We start from the raw sequence: 17,237 nt of genomic DNA on the forward strand, positions 1-17,237 counted from the left end.
CGCAACCCCTTTTGCAGGACCGACGACATTGCCCCTGAAACGGCAAAAATGTGCGCCTAAACCGCCACTGCAACGTCCCGACGCGGATAGTCGGGCCACAGTCCGCGAAAACCCGACAAAATCATCCAGAAAGCGGGTGACGCCGCCGCCCCGTCTGGCTACGACCATCGGCGTCATGAGCACCTCCAGCGCCCGCTACGTCTCGACCCGAGGCCAATCGCCCGAAACCGATTTCTCCGACGCCCTGCTGCGCGGCATCGCCCCCGACGGCGGCCTCTATATGCCGACCGCCTGGCCCGGTCTGTCGCCCGAAGCCTGGACGGGAACGGCCGATTACAAAGCGATCGCGCTGCAAGCCATCGCCCCCTTCATCGGCGACGCCCTGCCCGCCGGCGCGCTGGACCGCGCGCTGGACCGACTGACCGCCGGGTTCGACCATCCGCTGGTTACGCCTCTGGTCGAACTAGAGCCGGGCCTGTTCGTGCTGGAGCTGTTCCACGGCCCGACCGCCGCCTTCAAGGATCTGGCGATGCAGCTAGTCGCCAGCCTGACGGACGAGGCGCTGGCCGCCTCAGGCGAGCGTCTCACCATTCTGACCGCCACCTCAGGCGACACCGGCGCCGCCGCCGTGCGCGCCTTCGCCGGCGCCACGTCGGTCGATCTGGTGGTGCTCCACCCGCTGGACCGCGTCTCGCCGGTTCAGCGCAAACAGATGACGACGGTCGAGGCCGACAATGTCCTGAACCTGGCCGTGCGTGGTGATTTCGACGACTGCCAGCGTCTGGTGAAGGGCCTGCTGGCCGACGAGGCCCTGCGCGAACGCGGCCGCCTGTCTTCGGTCAATTCGATCAACTGGGCGCGGCTGGCCGGCCAGATCCCCTACTATGTCTCCGCCACGGCCCAGTTGGGCGACGCCGCGACCTTCGTCGTGCCGACCGGCAACTTCGGCGACGCCTTCGCCGGCATCGCCGCCACGAAGATGGGCCTGCCGTCGAACGGCTTCGTCGCCGCCGTGAACCAGAACGACGCCCTGGCCCGCGCGCTGAACGACGGCCTGTATTCGCGCCGCCCGGCGGTCGAAAGCGGCAGCGTGTCCATGGATGTGCAGGCGCCGTCCAACTTCGAGCGGCTGGTGTTAGAGGCGACGGGTCGCGACGCCGAGGCGACGCGCACCGTATTCGAAACCTTCGCCCGTGACGGCGCCATCGCCTTCGATCCGGACCTTCTCGCCGCCCTTCGCGACAAGGTCTCGGCGGTCTCCATCGACGAGGACGAGACGCGCGCCGAGATCGCCCACGCCTATGAGGCCTGGGGCCGCGTCGTGTGTCCGCACACGGCCGTGGCGCTAGCCGCCGCGCGTCGGCAGGACCGCTCGAAAGGCCCCGTCGTGGCCCTGTCCACCGCCCATCCGTCCAAGTTCGGCGACTTCGTCTCGAACGTCCTGGGCTTCGAACCCGAACCCGCAAACGTCATCGCCGCTCTGGGCGACAAGCCCGAGCGGTTGACGATCGTCGATGGGACGATGGAGGCGGCGCGTGACGCCGTGGCGGCCTTTTCAGGCCGCCACTAAAACGTCTTAGCGACGGCCGCCGCCGGTGAGGGCGCGCAGCAGAAGCAGGCCGACGCCCGCGACCGACAGGGTCGTGACCAGCGGACGCTTGCGCGCCTCGGCGGCGACGGTGCGGGCCTTGTCGCGGTAGTCGACGGGGACCTTCTCGACCAGGCGATCGACCGAATCCATCGCCTTGCCGAAGGTTTCCAGCGAGCGGCCCTTGGCGTCGTTGTAGGCGCCTTCGACCTGCAGCTTCTGGTCGCCGACCAGCTTGCCGACGCCTTTTTGGAACTTGCCTTGCGCCTGCGAGGCGGCGCCGTTGATGGTTTCGTCAGTCATGATCTTCGTCCTCGGGGAGCGGCGGACTTCGCCGTTGCACCATCAAAATCCCGGCCAAGCTTTCGGTTCCAGCGACGAAGCCGCGCAGGCGCCTCAGGCCGGTTCGGTCGCGCGCCAGTGGTCCATCCGACGCAGGAAGACCGCCGGATCCTTGGGCGTCACCAGATTGGCGGGATCGTGGAAAATGCGGTCGTGCAGCCGGGTCACGGTGAACCGCAGGGCCGCCGCTTCGCCCAGACGCGGCAAGGCCGCCCGCTCGGCGCCGTTAAGCGGCCGCACGGATTCATAGCCGCGCTGGAAGGCCGTCAGGGCGTCCGGCATGGGTCGCCCCTCGGCGTCGAAGCCCCAGGCGGAAAGAGCGATGGCCAAATCATAGGCGAAGGCGCCGCTGCAGCCGAAATAGAAGTCGATCACCGCCGAAACGGCGTCGTCCTCGAACAGCACATTGTCGGGGAAATAGTCCGCATGGATCGCCCCGGTGGGCAGATCGGTCGTAAAGGGATCGCGCAGCCGCGCCAGCGAGGCGTTTACCTGATCCAGCAGCCGTCGATCCTCGCCCGAGGCCCCTTGAGCGCACCGATCGGCCAGCCGACGCCACATGGCCGGCCCGACCGGATTGACCCGTTTCAGATCAAAATCAGCCGCCGTCAGATGAAGCCGCGCCAGCACCGCCCCCGCCGTCGCCTGATCGGCCGATGACGGCGTGCGCAGCCAGGCGCCGGTCTTCCATTCGATCACCGCCGCCGCCCGGCCGTTCAGTCGTCCCAGCCAGGCTCCCGACCGGTCCTCGATCGGCGTCGGGCAAGGAAAACCGCGCGCCGCCAGATGCGCCGTCAGCCCCAGACAGAAGGGCAGCGAGGCCTCGTCCGTCCGTCCCTCGAACAGGGTCAGCACAAACCGGCCGCGCGTCGTGTCCAGGCGATAGTTTGTGTTCTCCACCCCCTCGGCGATGGCCGTCAGTTCGACCACCTCGCCGATGTCGTAGCCGGCTAGGAACGCCTTGGCGTCGGCGATGGAAACGGGGGTGAAGACGGCCATGGCCTTAGTTTAGGCCCGCATCGGCGCGCCGTGCACGCGTGATCTCGGCCAGGTCCGCCATGATGCTCTCGGTCGTGGCCCAACGCCCGGCGCCCCGGCCCCGGCAGCGCCAGACGCGGCCGTCGGCGCCATAGACCTTCAACGCATTGCCCTCGCCGCGCAGGGTCGAGAACAGCGGATCGCCATGGTCGGCGTTCAGCGACACCGACGGGCGGATCACCCCGTCCTTCAGATGGGCGGCGCCGATCTGGCGAACCCCGCCGGCGGCCGAGGTCGCTTCGGTCAGGTGATCGCGCGGCACGTCGCCATCGGGCGAGCGACCGAACGCTTCGTGGCACAGCAGCCGCACCTTGGCCGCCGCATCCAGGCCTTCCAGATCCGAGGACGGATCCTCCTCGGCAAAGCCCGCCGCGCGGGCGTCCGCCAGGGCTTCGTTGAAGGCCGCCCCGTCGCCCAGCCGCTCCAGCATGAAGTTGACCGTGCCGTTCAGCACCGCCTCGAAGCCGACCACCTCGCCGGCCGCACGGGCCGCGCGGACCGTCTCGATCATCGGCGATCCGCCCCCGACCGAGGCCGACCAGAAGATGCGTCGGCCATTGGCTTTCGCCAGTTCTTGCAGGCCGCCCGGATCGCGGCTGACCGCCTGCTTGTTGGCGCTGGCGACATCGCAGCCGGCCTCGAGCGCAGCGCGGATCACCGCGTGGCCCGCCTCGCCTTCCGACAGGGCCTCCAGCACAATGTCGGGCTTCCTGGCCCAGAGGTCCGCCGGGTTGGAGGTGAACAACGAGGCCGGACAGTCCACGTCGCGCGCCTTTTTCGGATTGCGGACCAGCACGCCCACGACCTCGTAGCGAGGATCATCGAGCAGCTTGGCCAGCACGCCGCCGCCGACCACGCCGCATCCGGCGACCGCGACCTTCAGCGGCGGCAGGGCGGGCGCGGGACCGGGCGGCGCCGACTTGTCGCCGATGACCGTGCCGTCGGCGCGATCCAGCGCCGCCACCTCGATCTCGACCCCGCGGCTTTCGCCCAGGTCGATGGCGTCGTGCTGGACCAGAGCGCCGCCGAGCTTGCGCGCCACGTCCCACGATGCGCGGCGATAGCGCAGGGCTGGGGCCGTCTTGTCGTTGGGGTCGTGGTCGTAAAGGCCGTCCACGTCCTTGACCAATCGCACCTTCTTCAGCCCCAGCTCAGCGGCCAGGAAAACCGCCGTCAGGTCCGATCCGCCGCGTCCCAGCAGGGCCACCTTGCCGTCCGGCCGCACCGCGCCGAACCCGGGCACCACCACCACCTCGTGCCGATCCAGCGCCTGTTTCAGATGGTCGGGTCGCAGGCCGCAGGGGCGCGAATGCTCCGGCTCGCCCTCCGCCACGATGCCCAGTTCGCGGACCGACAGGGCGCAGGCGTCCAGGCCGATCCGGTCGCAGGCGATGGCCACGAGCGCGGCCGATTTCTCCTCGCCCAGGGCCACATAGCCGGGCAGCAGGTCGTTGGAATGGGCCAGGCCCAGCGCCCGCGCCTCGCCCAGCAACCGGTCCGTCGCCCCGCCGAAGGCCGAGACCACCGCCACCACCTTTCGGCCAGCCCGCACATGGCCATAGACGGCCGAGGCGACCAGCGGCGCCTCCGCCGGGCTGCGCAGGATGGACGAGCCGAACTTCAGCACCACGACCTCTGGTGCAGGCTGACTGCTGGGGTCGAGGCTTTCGGATTTTTCTACGACGGCGAGTTGGGCGGACATCGGGTTCTCGGGAAAGGTCGGGATGGGGTGGGGTGAAAAGAAAAACCCCGCCTGGGGGACCGGGCGGGGTTCGGGTTCTGCGGTTGCCGGGGTTCGGCGCGCTAAACTCGTCCCGCCCGTTCGGGCATGGTGGTGGTGCCGGTGGTACCGCCGATAATCGTGCCGCCGAGAGTCATGCCGAAACGCGTCGCGGCGAGGCCGGCGACGGTCGAAACTTCGGCGATGAGCGAGCGCTGTTGCACAGGGCAGGTCCGGTTGAAATCTGAGCCTAGGGTGATCGGACGACCCTGACCTTGTCAAGTCGCATTGGATGATTTTTTCACGACACGTCGCTTATTGTGCGTTTTCACCCCCATCGCGTCGAGCCAAGCCGTCCATGAGGTTGAATTTTTCGCTTGACCGGCGCCGCCCGGATCATCAACGTAAAGTCACTCATCAAGACCAGCCGAGGGATTAGGCCCTTTGACGCTGGGGCAACCATCGGGTCTCACAGCTCGAAACGGTGCCAACTCCTGCGGGGTCCTTCGGGGTCGCGAGAGATGAGTGGAGCATCGACGAGACGACGCTCCACGCTCTGTCACCGCATCGAGACTTGCTGAGCGAGAACGATGCGGAACGACGATGACCCTGGCCGAAACCACCCTGCTCGAAGACCCGGACTGTCGCCGCGCGACAGCCCTTACCCCTGTCCGCGAACCGACGCGTGAGCGCGGCGGCGCCCGCGACGTCATCGTTCCCATTCCCGCCGACTTCCGCCTCGCCTCGAGCGAAAAGCTGAACCAGCCCAATATCGTCGGCCGCCTGCACGGGCGAATCGGCGCCCCTGTCGTCGTGGTCGCCGGCGGCATCTCGGCCGGACGCTTCGTCCATCGGACGGAGACCAACGGCCTGGGCTGGTGGTCGGGCGCCGTTTCGGTGCGCGGGCCCATCGACCTGAGCCGGCTTCAGGTCCTGGCCGTCGATTTCGCCCCCGGCGCCGAGTTCCTGGATGCGCCCGTCACCATCACCACCCAGGATCAGGCCCGCTTGCTGGCCTTGGTGCTGAACCATCTGAAGATCGAGCGCGTCGCCGCCTTCGTCGGCTGCTCGTACGGCGGCATGGTCGGCCTGGCCTTCGCCGAACTGTTCCCCGATTGGGCGGAGCAGCTGATCATCGTGTCGGCCGCCCACCGCGCCCATCCCCAGGCGACCGCCTGGCGCGGCATCCAGCGCCGCATCCTGCAGTTCGCCGTCGCCGCCGGCCGTCCGGAAGAAGGCGTCGCCCTGGCCCGCGAACTGGCCATGACCACCTATCGCACGGCCGAGGAATTCGACGACCGCTTCGACACCACCGCGCCCTCAGCCGTCGGCGGCGCCTATCCCGTCTGCGACTATCTGACGGCGCGGGGCCAGGCCTACCGGACCCACACCACCCCGGCCCGCTGGCTGTCGATGTCCGATTCTCTGGACCGCCACAGCGTGACGCCGGAAGCCATCACGACCCCCGTCACCCTGATCGGCTTCACCTCCGACCGTCTGGTGCCGATCGACGACATCCGCGAACTGGCCGCGCGGTTGCCAACCCTGTGGCGCTTCGTCGAGGCGCCCTCTCTCTATGGCCACGACGCCTTTCTGAAGGAGGACGCCTTCGTCGGCGACATCCTCCGCGCCGCCTTGAAGGATATCAAAGCATGACCGCCCGTCCCGCCAATCCGCACACCATCGCCGCCCGCACGGGCGTGGACATGGACACGGCCCATGGCGCGGTCATGCCGCCGCTGTATCTGTCGTCCAACTATTCCTTCGCCGGCTTCGATCAGAAGCGGAAGTACGACTACAGCCGTTCGGGCAATCCCACCCGCGACGTGCTGGCCGAGACCCTGACCGAGTTGGAAGGCGGCGCCGGCTGCGTCATCACCGCCACCGGCATGGCGGCGGTCGACCTGCCCCTGACCCTGCTGGAGCCGGGCGACCTGCTGATCGCGCCGCACGACTGCTACGGCGGCACCTGTCGCCTGCTGAACGCCCGCGCCCGAAAGGGACATTTCGAACTGCTGCTGGTCGATCAGGGCGATCCCGTCGCCTTCGAGGCCGCCCTGGCGCTGAAGCCCAAGCTGGTGCTGGTCGAGACCCCGTCCAACCCGCTGCTGCGTCTGGTCGATGTCGCCGACATCTGCACCCGCGCCCATGCGGCGGGCGCCAAGGTCGTGTGCGACAACACCTTCCTGTCGCCGGCGCTGCAGAACCCGATCAAACTGGGCGCTGACTTCGTGGTCCACTCGACGACCAAGTTCATCAACGGCCATTCCGACGTGGTCGGCGGCGCCGTCATCTCGGCCGACGCCGAGGATCACCAGACCCTGGCCTGGTGGGCCAACTGCACCGGCGTGACCGGCTCGCCCTTCGACGCCTATCTGACCCTGCGCGGCGTGCGCACTCTGTTCGCGCGCATCGAGCGGCAACAGGCCACGGCCGGCAAGATCGCCGAAAAGCTGGCCGCCCACCCGGCGGTCAAGGCTGTCCACTATCCGGGCCTGAAGTCCCACCCCAACCACGCCCTGGTCGCGGCTCAGCAGGCCGGCCCCGGCGCCATGCTCAGCTTCGAACTGCAGGGCGGTACGGACGCCGTGCGCGATCTGGTCGAGACGCTGGAGATCTTCACCCTGGCGGAATCGCTGGGCGGCGTCGAAAGCCTGATCGCCCACCCCGCCACCATGACCCACGCCGCCATGACGCCGGAACAGCGCGCGACGGCCGGCATCGGCGACGGCCTGGTGCGCCTGTCGGTGGGTCTGGAGCATGTCGAGGATTTGATCGCCGACCTGTTCCCGGCGCTGGACGCCCTCGTCCCGGCGAAGGCGGAAGCGGCGTAACTTTTTGCTTGCAGGAGGGGCCGAACCGGGGCAAATGCGCCGCCCCGGCCGCGGTCCCTTCGTCTATCGGTTAGGACGTCAGGTTTTCAACCTGAAAAGAGGGGTTCGACTCCCCTAGGGACTGCCACCGGCGGCGCCTTTGCAGCGCCCTTCCCGACCATCGTCGAGCGAACGCTCCGATCCCGGATTAAGATTTCGGTAACTATTTTGTTCGGAAACGGGCAGTAAGTCTTTCGATTCACGGACTTTTTTCGGACGCAGTCAGGAACTATCCACAGGGACTGTGGTTAACCCCTCGTTAGCTCGGCGCAGAAGCGCCTCTCCCTCCTGCACCGAGATACTCATGTTTATCGCCATCGCCCGCCCGGCGGTGGAGCCCAAAGGCCCCGACGCCGTCGCCGTCCCCGGCTCTCCCGCCATCGCCGAACTGTCGCCCCGCGCCCTGCATGCGCGCCTTCTCCAGAACGCCGCCCTGCGCCGCCTGCGCGGACTGGAGCGCCGCAGAGAGCAGCGTCTCGAAGACGCCGACTATTGGCTGCATGCCGCACCGATCGCCGTCCGGAAAGCCAGCGCCCTGCGCGAAGAGCGCAGCTTCTCGCCGATCCCCTGACAGTCGCCACACACCTCTGAATACATACGAGGGTGATTTGGGGTTGATTTACCGACCCTCGGTATCCGACAAGAGCGGATGGGCGAAGTCGGATCGGCGCTGTCATCTGCGAAGGCGATCCTGGTCACGGGCGGCGCGGGCTATATCGGCGCCCATGTGTGCGAGGCTCTTGCTGCCGCCGGCTATCTGCCCGTCACCTATGACAATCTGTCGACCGGCCGGCGCCGTCTCGTGCGCTGGGGACCGCTGGTCGAGGGCGATGTCTGGGACGCGGACAAGGTGCGCCACACCCTGATCGCCCACGACATCAGTGCCGTCATGCATTTCGCCGGCTCGTCCGTGGTCCCTGAATCAGTGCGCGCGCCGCTGGACTACTATCGCAACAATGTCGGCGGTCTGTTCGGCCTGTTGGGCGGGATGCGAGAAGCGGGCGTAAACCGGCTGGTCTTTTCCAGCACCTGCGCCGTCTATGGCGATCCCGGCGACGATCCGATCACGGAGGCGACGCGGCTGGCCCCCGTCACCCCCTATGGCCGCTCCAAACTGGGCTGCGAACAGATCCTGTCGGACGCCAGCGCAGCGCACGGGCTGAACGTCATCGCGCTGCGTTATTTCAACGCCAGCGGCGCCTCGGCGTCAGGCCTGATCGGCGAAGATCGGCCAGTCGAGACCCATCTGATCCCGCGCGCCATGATGGCCCTACGCGGCCAGATCGACGATTTCGCCGTTCATGGGACCGATTATCCGACGCCCGACGGCACGGCGGTGCGCGACTATGTCCACGTCTGCGACCTGGCTCGGGGCCATCTCGCCGCCCTGACGCAGTTGCTCGGCGACCGACGCGGCTTTTTCGCCTGTAATCTGGGGGCGGGTTGCGGCCATTCGGTGCGGCAGGTGCTTGAGGCTATCACAAACCATAGCGGCCTCCGCCTGCCCGACGCAGCCGGAGCGCGCCGTGCGGGCGACCCGCCGCATCTTGTGTCGGACATCACCCTGGCGCGCCAGGCGCTGGGCTTTGCGCCACGCCAATCGGACCTGGCCTCCATCGTCGCCAGCGCCTGGGCCTGGCACAGCCGGCTCAGCGCAGTTCGGGCATCCGCCGCCGCAGCGAGGCTTTCAGCTTTTCGAACTTCTGCCCCGCCGACTTGGGCCTTACCCGCCGACGCAGCTCCAGCCCGCCACCCCATAGCGCATGGACCGGCGCTTCAAGATGCGGATGGCGATCATGCTGATGGACGATGGGGCTGATGGTGGCGTCGGGATTGACGACCTTGCCCCCTTCAAACCTCAGCGTTTCGCCGGGCGTCAGGCCCAGGGTCGCCACACGCCCGTAGTTGGGGCGCAAGCGCATCGCCGTCAGACCCTGATGGATCGCCATGTTGAAGGCCGCCTGATCGGCGCCGAACGCCCCGCCGATCTCGGATCGCGGCGTCGCCGCCAGCGATAGAATCAGTCGCGACAGGCGCGAGACCTCGGCGCGCGGCCCAACGATGGTGCCGACGCACAGACAGGCCTTGTCGGCCAGTTGCCGCGCCTGGGCGTCGCCGAACAGGGCGCGTAGATACTTCATGTTGAAGGCATGATCGGCCAGCGGCGTCTCGGCCTCGACATAGGCCTCAAGTCCCTCGGGCGCCGGATCGAAGGGCGGCGCCTGGAAGATCACATCGCGCACGTCGCAGGCCAGGGCGGCGCCGGGTCGGTCGCCCAGCAGTCCGGCGAAGGCCACGAACCGCTGCATCACCGGATGCGGCGCCCATCCGCGCCAGACCGGCGCATCGACGGCGGTCACCCGATGCTGGGCCAGAAAGGCGCGCAAAGCCGGTTCGGCGTCGACCACCAGGGCTGCCGGACCATCGAACACGGCCCGCAGCGACAGGACGAAGGGCGCGATGTCGGCCGCGTCGTATCCGGTGGCGTAGCCGACAACGACATCGCCGTCCGGCAGGGGCGTAAACCGGCGAGCGACCTCGAACGCCTCGGCCAGCCAGTCCAGATAGTCCGACCGAACTGCCCCCTGTTTCATGGCGTCAGCGGTCGCCCATCAGATCGGCGAACCGGTCGAACAGATACAGGCTGTCGGTCGGCCCGGGCGAGGCCTCGGGGTGGTGCTGGACGCTGAAGATCGGCTTGTCCTTGACCGCGATGCCGCAGTTGGTGCCGTCGAACAGACTGACGTGGGTCTCGGTCACGGCGTCGGGCAGGCTGTCGCGATCGACGGTGAAGCCGTGGTTCATCGACACGATCTCGACCTTGCCGGTAGTCAAATCCTTGACCGGATGGTTGGCGCCGTGGTGGCCCTGATCCATCTTCACCGTCTTGGCGCCCAAGGCCAGGGCCAGCATCTGGTGGCCCAGGCAGATGCCCATCAACGGTTTGCCGCTGGCGACCAGCTTCTGGATTTCGGGCACGGCGTATTCGCCCGTCGCGGCCGGATCGCCCGGACCGTTGGACAGGACCACGCCGTCGGGATTGCGGGCCAGAACCTCTTCCGCCGTCGTCGTCGCCGGGACCACGGTAATGCGCGCGCCGGTCGAGGCCAGGGCGCGCAGGATGTTGCGCTTCACGCCGTAATCGATGACGACCACGTCCTTGCGGCCTTCGGTCTTGGGGTGCCCCTCCGGCCAGTCCCACAGACCCTCGTTCCATTCGAAGGCCTGCAGGGTGGAGGCGGGCTTGGCCAGGTCCAGACCGACCAGCCCGGTCCAGCCCTTGGCCTTGGCGACCAGGGCCTCCAGGTCAAAGTTTCCGTCAGGGTCGTGGGCGATGACGGCGTGCGGCGCGCCCTTGTCGCGGATGATCTTGGTCAGGGCGCGGGTGTCGACCCCGGCCAGGCCCACGACGCCGCGCCGCTTCATCCAGTCGTCGAAACTGGCGTCCGAGCGATAGTTGGCCGGATCGGTCGGAACGTCGCGGAAGATGGCGCCGCGCGCCGAGGTGTCGGACCCGCCGCCCATCTGCTCGATGTCTTCGACATTGGTCCCCACATTGCCGACGTGCGGGAAGGTGAAGGCCAGGATTTGGCTCATGTAGGACGGGTCGGTCAGGATTTCCTGATAGCCGGTCATGGCGGTGTTGAAGACCACCTCGCCCAGGGCCGAGCCGACGGCGCCCACGCCAATGCCCTGCAGGATCGTGCCGTCTGCGAGCGCGAGGACGCCGGTAGCGCCCGGAAGAATCTTCGTCGTCATGGGCGCGCTCCTAAAATCGAATCCGGCCGATACGAAGGCCGAAGGCAAACGGCGGCGTCGTTAAGCCCTGCCGCCTGCCCCGTCAACGTGGCGCGCGTCACCGCCCGTCGGTGATGGACGCCGGACCGATCAGCTGGAACGTCGCCTTGGCCCCGCCCTGGGCGTGCGGCGCCAGCCAGACGTCGAACAGACCGGGCTCGATGCGCCAGGTCTCGTCCGCGCCGATGAAGCCCAGCTGACGGGCGTTCAGGGTGAAGCTCACCTTCGTGCTCTGGCCCGGCTTCAGCGACACCCGCTTGAAGTCCTTCAGCAATCGGCCCGGCTGGGTCAGGCTGGCGACCCGGTCGTGGATATAGAGCTGCACCAGCTCCTCGGCCGGATGCGGCCCGGTGTTGGTCACGGTCACGGCCAGGTCCAGCGTGCCGGCCCAGGCCAGCCTGTCGCTCTCCATCTCGACCGGCCCATAGCTGATCGCGCCATAGGTCAGGCCATAGCCGAAGGGATAAAGCGCCGTATTCGTCGTCTCGCGATAGCGGGCCTTGTATTCCTCGCTCGCCAGATCGGGATTGGCCGGGCGGCCGGTGGTCTTGCGGTCGTAGGAATAGGGCTGCTGGCCCGACTTGTGCGGGAAGCTGACTGGCAGGCGCGCGGACGGGCCGTGATCGCCGAACAGGACGTCGGCGACGGCATGGCCCATCTGTTCGCCCAGGAACCAGGTCACGACGATGGCCTGGGCGTTCTTCACATTGCCTTCCAGCGCAAGCGCCCGGCCGTTCCTCAGCAGGATGACCATGGGCTTGCCCAGCGCCGCCATGGCGTCGACCAGGGCGACCTGCGGCGCGGGCACCACAATCTCGGTGCGCGACTGGGCCTCGCCCGACATGTTGGTCGCCTCGCCGATGGCCAGGACGATGACCTCGGCGTCGCGGGCGGCGGCGACGGCCTGCTCGATCCCGCCGTCCAGCGGCGTCTCGACGCCCGAGCCGCGTGCGAGGGTCAGGTTCTGCGGATCGCTCATGGCCGCGCGGAAGCCCGTCTCCAGCGAAACGCGTCGCTCGGGCGCGCCCCAGATGGTCCACGGCCCCCAGACATTGTCCACGTCGTCGGCGAACGGGCCGACCAGGGCGATCTTCTGACTCTTCTTCAGCGGCAGCAGGCCGTTGTCGTTCTTCAGCAGCACGACCGACTTGCGGCCCGCCTCGCGCGACAGCTCGACGTGATCGCGCGACCCGACCACCGCCTTTTCACGCACCGGATCGGTGCCGCGATAGGGGTCGTCGAACAGGCCCAGCGCCGCCTTGGTGTTGAGGACGCGGCGCACCGCCTCGTCCAGGCGCGCCATCGACACCTCGCCCGAGGCGACCAGGCTGGGCAGATGTTCCAGATACAGACCCGACACCATCGACACATCGACCCCGGCGTTGAAAGCCAGGCGGGCGGCGTCGCGGCCGTCCTCGGCGAAGCCGTGGGCCACCAGCTCCTGCTCGGAGGTGTAGTCGGAGACGACGAAGCCCTCGAAGCCCCATTCGCCGCGCAGGATGTCGGTCAGCAGCTTGCGGCTGCCCGAGGCCGGCACGCCATTAACGTCGTTGAAGGCGCTCATGATCGACAGGGCGCCGGCGTCCACCGACGCCTTGAACGGCGGCAGGAAGACCCCGCGCAGCGTCTGCTCGCTCATGTCGGTGGTGTTGTATTCGACCCCGCCGACGGCGGCGGAATAGGCGGCCATGTGTTTGGCGGTGGCCAGGACCGCGTCACGGTCGTCCAGACCCTTTTCGCCCTGGAAGCCGCGCACGCGGGCGGCGGCCAGCAGGTTGTTCAGCAGAACATCCTCGCCCGCGCCCTCGACGTTGCGGCCCCAACGCTGGTCGCGCGCCACGTCCACCATGGGGGCGTAGGTCTGGTGAACCGCCGACGCCGCCGTCTCGACCGCCGCGGCCCGCGCCGTGCGCCGGGCCAGTTCGGTGTCGAAGGCCGCCGCCTCGGCCAGGGGCACCGGGAAGATGGTCGATAGGCCGTGGATCACGTCCGCTGCGAACAGCAGCGGGATTTTCAGCCGGCTCTCTTCCATCGCCACGCGCTGGATGCGACGGCCCGCCTCGGCGCCGATGCCGTTGAACAGCGACCCAACCTTGCCTTCGCGGATCAGGGCGGTGACGCGCGCGGGATCGCCCGTGCCGTCCAGCGGGTTCACCGCCGTGGGCATCCAGCGGAACGGATCAGCCAGCAGGTTCAGCTGCCCCGCCTTCTCCTCGACCGTCATGGCTGCGATCAGATCCTCGATCTTTTGGCGGTGACGGGCGACGGTGCGGGACGCTTGGGCGGAAACAGGCATGGGGAACACTCCGGCGCCCATCAGGGCCAAAAGCCCCAGGCCAGACAAGAAATTTCTACGGGAAGCCGCAGGCTTGAGAGGTCGCGTCATTTAGGCTGGCGCTCCTTTCGGGGGACAATCGAGCAGCGAAGCGAGAGGCCTAGCCTCTCGGCCCCGACGGCTTCAACCCCCGCCTGCCATGTAAATCGATGTAACGCCTCGCTGCGCGGTCACGCCGCGTTTCGTCGCCATCATCCCAAGGCGATGTCCAGGAACATCATTCCGACCAGGCCGATCATCAGGCCGATCATCGACCCCTCGCCCTTGGACTTCTCGCGGGTCTCGGGAATGATCTCGGCGGTGACGACATAGATCATCGCCCCCGCCGCCAGCCCCAGCCCCCACGGCAGGGCGCCGGGCAGCAGATCGACCACGCTGGCCCCAATCAGCCCGCCGACCGGCTCGACCAGGCCCGACGCCAGCGCCGCCGCGAACGCCGGCCAGCGACCGTATCCCAGGGTCGCCATCGCCGCCGACACCGCCAGCCCCTCGGGCATGTTCTGGATGCCGATGCCGAGCGCCGTGGACAGGCCTTGGTGCATGTCGCCGCCGCCGAAGCTGACGCCCACCGCCGCCCCCTCGGGGAAGTTGTGCAGGGTGATGGCGATGATGAACAGCCAGATGCGCCGCGACAGGTCGCGCGATCCCGCCGGTCCGATGGCCAGCATGTCCACCGGCGCGAACCGGTTCATCAGGCCGATCACCGTCGCCCCGATCAGCACCGCCGCCCCCATGACGCCGGCCGCCGCCGCCTGGCTGGCCCCGCCCGCCTGCAACACATCCACGCCGGGAATGATCAGCGAGAAGAAGGAGGCCGCCAGCATGACCCCGGCGGCGAAACCCAGCAGGGCGCTTTGGGTCTGCACCCCCGCCTTGCGGAAGAACAGCAGAGGCACGGCGCCCACCGCCGTCATCATGCCCGCCGCCAGACTGCCCAGACCGCCTGCGGCGATGGGGGAAAGGGATTCCATCATCCGTCTGCATTGCGGCGAGACACGGCAAGAGACAAGCCCGAACCGTGGCGTTAGAGAAAGCTTCATGTCCCAGCGCGCCGCCCTCACCGTCGGCCCGAACGCTGCGTCGGCGCTGGGCGCCGCCCGGCGGGTCGTGGTCAAGATCGGATCCTCCCTGCTGATCGACGCGGCCACGCGCCAGCCGACGCGCGACTGGCTGGCGGCCGTCGCTTCGGATCTCGCGGCGATGAAGGCAGAAGGGCGCGAGGTCATCGTCGTCTCGTCCGGCTCGATCGCCCTGGGCCGAGGACGGCTGCCCGCGCTGGGCGCACGGCTGGAGGACAAGCAGGCGGCGGCCTCGGTCGGACAGTCCCTGCTGATGGCGGCCTGGTCCGGGGCCTTGGACCCGCACGACCTGATCGCGGGCCAGGTGCTGCTGACGCGCGACGACACCGAACGCCGTCGGCGGTGGCTTAACGCCCGCGCGACCGTCGAGGCCCTGTTGACCCACGGCGTCGTCCCCATCGTCAACGAGAACGACACGGTGGCGACCGAAGAAATCCGTTACGGCGACAACGACCGGCTGGCGGCGCGCACGGCCCAGCTGACGCGGGCGGACCTGCTGGTCCTGCTGTCGGACGTGGACGGTCTTTACACCGCCGATCCGCGCCGCGATCCAAACGCCGCCCATCTGCCCCTGATCGAGACGCTGAGCCCAGACATCCTGGCCATGGGCGGGGGCGCCAACGCCGATGCCGGCGTCGGAACCGGCGGCATGGCGACCAAGCTGGCGGCGGCCCAGATCGCCCGCTCGGCCGGATGCGCCACCATCATCGCCTCGGGTCAGACCCTGTCGCCGCTCAGCGCCATTCGCGACGGCGCCCGCGCCACCCTGATCGCCGCCCCCGACGGGCCGATGGCCGCCTACAAACAGTGGATCGCCGGCAGCCTGTCGCCAACGGGGGTCCTGACGCTGGACGCCGGCGCCGTCACGGCGCTGAAGGCGGGCAAGAGCCTGCTGCCCGCCGGAGTCACGGGCGTCTCCGGCGCTTTCGAAAAGGGTGACTGCGTGCGGCTGATCGATCCGAACGGTCGGGCCGTCGGCGTGGGTCTGGCCGCCTACGCCGCCGACGAGGCTGCGCGCCTTCGCGGCCGCCGCTCGGACGAGATCGAGACCCTGCTGGGCTATCGCGGGGCCTCGGTCCTGATCCACCGCGACGACATGGTGCTGGACGACCGATGACCGACCTCAAGACCCGAATGCTCGACCTGGGCCAGCGCGCCCGCACCGCCGCCGTGCTCTTGCGCGAAGCCCCCGCCGCCGCCCGCACCCGCGCGCTGGAAATCCTGTCCGCAAAGCTGACGACGGCCGAACCCGACATCCTCGCCGCCAACGCCCGCGATGTGGAGGCCGCCCGCGCCAATGGCATGACGGAGGCCCTGATCGACCGGCTGTCGTTGAGCCCCGCCCGCATCGCCGGCATGGCGCAGGCGGTGGCGACCATCGCCGCCGTGCCCGATCCGCTGGGCGTCGAGACCGAACGCTGGACCCCCGCCAACGGTCTGGACATCGCCCGCGTCCGCACCCCGATCGGCGTGCTGGGCGTCATCTACGAGAGCCGCCCCAACGTCACCGCCGACGCCGCCGCCCTATGCATCCGCTCGGGCAATGCCGCCATCCTGCGCTGCGGCTCGGACTGCCTTCAGTCCTCCCTGGCCATCGCCGCCCTGATCGCGGAAGCCCTCGCCGAAGCCGGCCTGCCCGCCGATGCGGTGCAATTGGTCGACACCCCCGATCGCGAAGCCGTGGGCCTGATGCTGACCGGGCTGAACGGCGCCATCGACGTCATCGTGCCGCGCGGCGGCAAGAGCCTGGTCGCCCGCGTCCAGGCCGAGGCGCGAACGGCCGTGCTCAGCCACCTGGAAGGCCTGAACCACACCTATCTGCATGAGGCCGCCGATCTTGAGACCGCCCGCGCCATCGTCCTGAACGCCAAGATGCGCCGCGTCTCGGTCTGCGGCGCTACCGAGACCCTGCTGGTGGACCGGGCGGCGGCCCAGCTCCTGCTGCCGCCCGTCGCCGCCGACCTGATCGCCGCCGGCTGCGAACTGCGCGGCGACGCCCACGCCCGCGCCCTGGTCCCCGCCATGACGCCCGCGACCGAGGCCGACTGGACCACCGAATATCTGGCCCCGATCCTCGCCGTCCGCGTCGTGGACGATCTGGATGCCGCCACCGATCACATCGCCCGCTACGGCTCGGGCCACACAGAGGCCATCGTCACCACAGACGCCCACGCCGCCGAACGGTTCGCCGCCAAGGTCGACAGCGCCATCGTCCTGATCAACGCCTCGACCCAGTTCGCCGACGGCGGCGAGTTCGGCTTCGGCGGCGAGATCGGCATCTCCACCAATCGCTTGCACGCGCGCGGCCCGGTCGGGGCCGAGCAACTGACCACCTACAAGTATGTGGTGCGCGGCCAGGGCCAGATCAGGCCGTAGGTCGCGCACGCTCTCCCTCCCCGTTCGGGGAGGGTGGCTGAGCCGAAGGCGAGGCCGGGTGGGGGCGGCTGGCGACATCCCGCTGAAT

Annotated in this window: 13 protein-coding genes, 1 tRNA gene, 1 pseudogene and 1 riboswitch; of the genes and pseudogenes, 8 read left to right on the forward strand and 7 right to left on the reverse strand. The window is 68.7% G+C overall.

The features are described 5' to 3' along the window. The first annotated feature begins 136 nt into the window (after window positions 1-136). A complete protein-coding gene (thrC, locus tag PFY01_RS14730; protein ID WP_271041834.1) occupies window positions 137-1,570 on the forward strand; it encodes a threonine synthase in 1,434 nt (477 codons plus the stop codon). A 6-nt stretch (window positions 1,571-1,576) separates the two neighbouring features. Here thrC and PFY01_RS14735 read toward each other — a convergent pair whose 3' ends face one another. The 3 genes from PFY01_RS14735 to PFY01_RS14745 form a co-directional block, all read right to left on the reverse strand. Beyond that, window positions 1,577-1,891, reverse strand: coding sequence for a CsbD family protein (locus tag PFY01_RS14735; protein ID WP_055806344.1), 315 nt, complete (start codon window positions 1,889-1,891; stop codon window positions 1,577-1,579). A 93-nt stretch (window positions 1,892-1,984) separates the two neighbouring features. Further along, window positions 1,985-2,929 (reverse strand): homoserine kinase, encoded by a 945-nt coding sequence (gene thrB, locus PFY01_RS14740; RefSeq protein ID WP_271041835.1) that lies wholly within the window; start codon window positions 2,927-2,929, stop codon window positions 1,985-1,987. Between the two features lie 4 nt (window positions 2,930-2,933). Beyond that, window positions 2,934-4,670, reverse strand: coding sequence for a Gfo/Idh/MocA family oxidoreductase (locus PFY01_RS14745; RefSeq protein ID WP_271041836.1), 1,737 nt, complete (start codon window positions 4,668-4,670; stop codon window positions 2,934-2,936). Window positions 4,671-5,099: 429 nt separating this feature from the next. Then, window positions 5,100-5,216, forward strand: a riboswitch (SAM riboswitch). A gap of 75 nt (window positions 5,217-5,291) precedes the next feature. Between PFY01_RS14745 and metX the strand changes: the two genes are divergently transcribed. The 5 genes and pseudogenes from metX to galE all read left to right on the forward strand — a co-directional run. Beyond that, window positions 5,292-6,344, forward strand: coding sequence for a homoserine O-succinyltransferase MetX (gene metX, locus PFY01_RS14750; RefSeq protein WP_271041837.1), 1,053 nt, complete (start codon window positions 5,292-5,294; stop codon window positions 6,342-6,344). Beyond that, the gene (metB, locus tag PFY01_RS14755) at window positions 6,341-7,522 is read left to right on the forward strand and encodes a cystathionine gamma-synthase (RefSeq protein WP_271041838.1); all 1,182 of its coding nucleotides are present in this window, start codon (window positions 6,341-6,343) and stop codon (window positions 7,520-7,522) included. Before metX ends, metB begins: the two co-directional genes overlap by 4 nt. A 52-nt stretch (window positions 7,523-7,574) precedes the next feature. Then, a tRNA-Glu gene (locus PFY01_RS14760) sits at window positions 7,575-7,649 on the forward strand. 216 nt (window positions 7,650-7,865) lie between these two features. Then, on the forward strand, window positions 7,866-8,132 hold the full coding sequence (locus tag PFY01_RS14765) for a hypothetical protein (protein ID WP_039244738.1): 267 nt from the start codon (window positions 7,866-7,868) through the stop codon (window positions 8,130-8,132). Window positions 8,133-8,210: 78 nt separating this feature from the next. Next, window positions 8,211-9,152, forward strand: a pseudogene (gene galE / locus PFY01_RS14770) (UDP-glucose 4-epimerase GalE); the annotation flags it as partial. Window positions 9,153-9,210: 58 nt separating this feature from the next. Here galE and PFY01_RS14775 read toward each other — a convergent pair. The 4 genes from PFY01_RS14775 to PFY01_RS14790 form a co-directional block, all read right to left on the reverse strand. Beyond that, entirely contained in the window at window positions 9,211-10,155 is a 945-nt protein-coding gene (locus PFY01_RS14775) for a hypothetical protein (protein WP_271041839.1), read from the reverse strand. Window positions 10,156-10,159: 4 nt separating this feature from the next. Beyond that, window positions 10,160-11,320, reverse strand: a complete 1,161-nt coding sequence (gene carA / locus PFY01_RS14780) for a glutamine-hydrolyzing carbamoyl-phosphate synthase small subunit (protein ID WP_271041840.1) — start codon at window positions 11,318-11,320, stop codon at window positions 10,160-10,162. A 97-nt stretch (window positions 11,321-11,417) separates the two neighbouring features. Continuing rightward, on the reverse strand, window positions 11,418-13,655 hold the full coding sequence (locus PFY01_RS14785) for a glycoside hydrolase family 3 N-terminal domain-containing protein (protein WP_271041841.1): 2,238 nt from the start codon (window positions 13,653-13,655) through the stop codon (window positions 11,418-11,420). Between the two features lie 230 nt (window positions 13,656-13,885). Continuing rightward, the gene (locus PFY01_RS14790; RefSeq protein WP_045809883.1) at window positions 13,886-14,665 is read right to left on the reverse strand and encodes a ZIP family metal transporter; all 780 of its coding nucleotides are present in this window, start codon (window positions 14,663-14,665) and stop codon (window positions 13,886-13,888) included. 67 nt (window positions 14,666-14,732) lie between these two features. Between PFY01_RS14790 and proB the strand changes: the two genes are divergently transcribed. After that, on the forward strand, window positions 14,733-15,890 hold the full coding sequence (proB, locus tag PFY01_RS14795) for a glutamate 5-kinase (RefSeq protein ID WP_271041842.1): 1,158 nt from the start codon (window positions 14,733-14,735) through the stop codon (window positions 15,888-15,890). Beyond that, a complete protein-coding gene (locus PFY01_RS14800; RefSeq protein ID WP_271041843.1) occupies window positions 15,887-17,149 on the forward strand; it encodes a glutamate-5-semialdehyde dehydrogenase in 1,263 nt (420 codons plus the stop codon). Before proB ends, PFY01_RS14800 begins: the two co-directional genes overlap by 4 nt. The last annotated feature ends 88 nt before the right edge of the window (window positions 17,150-17,237 follow it).

The sequence above is a fragment of the Brevundimonas vesicularis genome, from assembly GCF_027886425.1.
GTDB classification, from domain to species: domain Bacteria; phylum Pseudomonadota; class Alphaproteobacteria; order Caulobacterales; family Caulobacteraceae; genus Brevundimonas; species Brevundimonas vesicularis_C.